Origin of the sequence: Kitasatospora cheerisanensis KCTC 2395 (assembly GCF_000696185.1) — a bacterium.
In the GTDB taxonomy this organism is placed as follows: Bacteria; Actinomycetota; Actinomycetes; order Streptomycetales; family Streptomycetaceae; genus Kitasatospora; species Kitasatospora cheerisanensis.
This window is the reverse complement of sequence record NZ_KK853997.1, coordinates 7,396,878-7,399,163: the sequence shown is the minus strand read 5'-3', so window position 1 is coordinate 7,399,163 and position 2,286 is coordinate 7,396,878. Positions and strand designations below refer to the sequence as shown.

The following is a 2,286-nucleotide window of genomic DNA, read 5'->3' as shown; positions in this document are numbered from 1 at the left end:
GCCACGCCGACGGCGACGCCGACCTGTTGGAAGGTCTCACCCATGCCGGAGGCCATGCCGGCCTTCTCCGGGCGGACCACGCCGATGGTGATGGCGGCGCGCGGCGGGTTGAACAGGCCCATGCCGATACCGGTGACGATCATGCTGGGCAGCATCGCGGTCCAGCTGCTGCCGGGCTCGACCAGGGTGATCAGGCCCATGCCGACGGCGATGAAGCCGATCGAGGCGCCGATCAGCACGCCGGGGTTGGCGTTGGCGAGGGCGCCGCCGGTGACGCCGGCGACCACGAACAGGGTGATCATCATCGGCATGAAGCGCAGGCCGGTCTCCCAGGGCGAGTAGCCCAGGACGTTCTGCACGTACGAGATCTGCAGGAACACCGCGGCCAGGCTGGTCGCGTTGGACAGCAGGGTGGCCAGGCAGACGCCGCTGAAGGTGCGGATCCGCAGCAGCGACATGTCGAACATGGCGGCCTCGCCGAGCCGCAGTTCGATCACCGCGAAGACCACCAGCAGCAGCAGTCCGCCGGCGAACGCGCCGAGGATCGGGGCGCTGGTCCAGCCGCTGGACTCGGCGCGCAGGAAGCCGAGCACCAGCAGGGCGAGGCCGGCGCCGAAGGTCACCATGCCCAGCCAGTCGATCGCGTGCGGGGACTTCTCCCGCGACTCGTTGAGCTTGGCCAGGCCGATCAGCAGCGCGATCGCGCCGATCGGGACGTTGACCAGGAAGATCCACCGCCAGCTCAGCGCGTCGGTGAGCAGGCCGCCGACCAGCGGGCCGAGCGCGAGGGCGAGGCCGGCGATGCCGCCGAACAGGCCGAACGCCTTGCCGCGGTCGGCGCCGCGGAACTCGTTGCCGATCAGCGCCGGGCCGACCGAGAACAGCACGGCCGCGCCGACGCCCTGGACGCCGCGGGCGAGGTTGAGGGTGAGCACGTCCTGCGCCAGGCCCGCGCCGAGCGAGGACAGCGTGAACAGCGCCAGGCCGGTGGTGAACACCCGCTTGCGGCCCAGCCGGTCGGCCAGCGAGCCGCCGGTGAGCAGGAACGCGGCGAGGGTGAGCGTGTAGGAGTCGATGACCCACTGCAGGTCGGAGAATCCGGCGTCCAGGGTCTCCCGCAGGTGCTGGAGTGCGACGTTGACCACGGTCACGTCCAGCATCAGCATGAACATCGCCACGCACGCCAGTGCCAGGGTCCAGGCCCGGGCCGAACCTCCCGTCGCCTCGGCAACGGGCTGGTTCTCGGCTGACATCTTGCTGGTCCTTTCGTCACGGGGGCCGGGTGCCCCTCGTCGGTGGGCCCGACCGGTCGGTGTGCTCGGCCGGTCGGGCGGGTGTCGTCGGTCTCGGGCGGGCGCGGTCAGCTCCACCTGCCGGTCGACGGGTCGTAACTGCCGCGCACCGCACCGGTGATGCCGGTGGCCGCGATCAGGGCGCGCCCGTCCGGGCCGACCAGCGCGCAGTGTTCGGCGCCGTCGGCCGCGTACCAGTGCCGGAGGGTCAGGCCCTGCGGGTGGGCGGCGGCCAGCGCCGGGTCGTTCGCGCCGGTGTACAGGCGGATGTCGGCCAGGCCGGTGGGGACGATCACCGGCACCGGTCCGGGGCGGCGGCCGTCGAGGACGCTGGTGCGCAGCAGGCAGTCCAGCGCGGTGCTGGGGATCACGAAGCGGTCGAGCAGGCTCTGCGCGGGTAGCCCGAGCCGCAGGTCGGCGGTGCCGCCGTCGGAGAGCAGGCCGGGGTTGCGCAGCGAGCGAAAGACACCGCTCAACTCTACTGATGTACCGTCAATTTCGTAGGTGTTCGGGGCAGTTCGAGGGACTTCCGGGGCGGGCGGGCAGAGCGGGCCGGTGGGCAGCGCGCGGGCCAGGTGGACGGTGGCGCGGGTGTGCTCGCGGGCGGGCACCGGGCCGTCGGCGGGGGTGAGCACCCGGACGTGGACCTACGCGCCGTCGCGTTCGGCGGTGACTTGGAGGGTGCGCGGCCAGCGGTGTTCGGCGGCGCGGATGAAGCGGGACAGCACCACGTCGGTGATCCGGGCGGGGTGCAGGCCGGGGGCGAGGGCGGTGGCGGCCTCGGCGGCGATCTCCAGGATGAAGGTGCCGGGGACGGTGGGGCGGCCGTCGACCAGGTGCTCGCGCAGGTAGAAGTGCTCGTCGAGGTCGATCCGGCAGGTCCATTCGGCGCGCCCGCCGGTGCGCACGGGTTCGCCGGTGAGGAAGGCGCGGGGTGCGGCGGTGAGCGGGCCGGGGGTGGCGGCGGCGCGGGCGGCGTCCCGGAAGCCGGCGG

2 protein-coding genes and 1 pseudogene are annotated in these 2,286 nt (G+C 73.1%); all 3 read right to left on the bottom strand.

What is annotated here, in order from left to right:
- A partial coding sequence (locus tag KCH_RS33285; RefSeq protein ID WP_051653723.1) for an MFS transporter occupies positions 1–1,253 on the bottom strand: 1,253 nt, incomplete at its 3' end.
- Between the two features lie 107 nt (positions 1,254–1,360).
- Positions 1,361–1,927, bottom strand: a complete 567-nt coding sequence (locus KCH_RS33280; protein ID WP_157032298.1) for a hypothetical protein — start codon at positions 1,925–1,927, stop codon at positions 1,361–1,363.
- Between the two features lie 12 nt (positions 1,928–1,939).
- Positions 1,940–2,286 (bottom strand): annotated as a pseudogene (locus KCH_RS33275) (hypothetical protein); the annotation flags it as partial.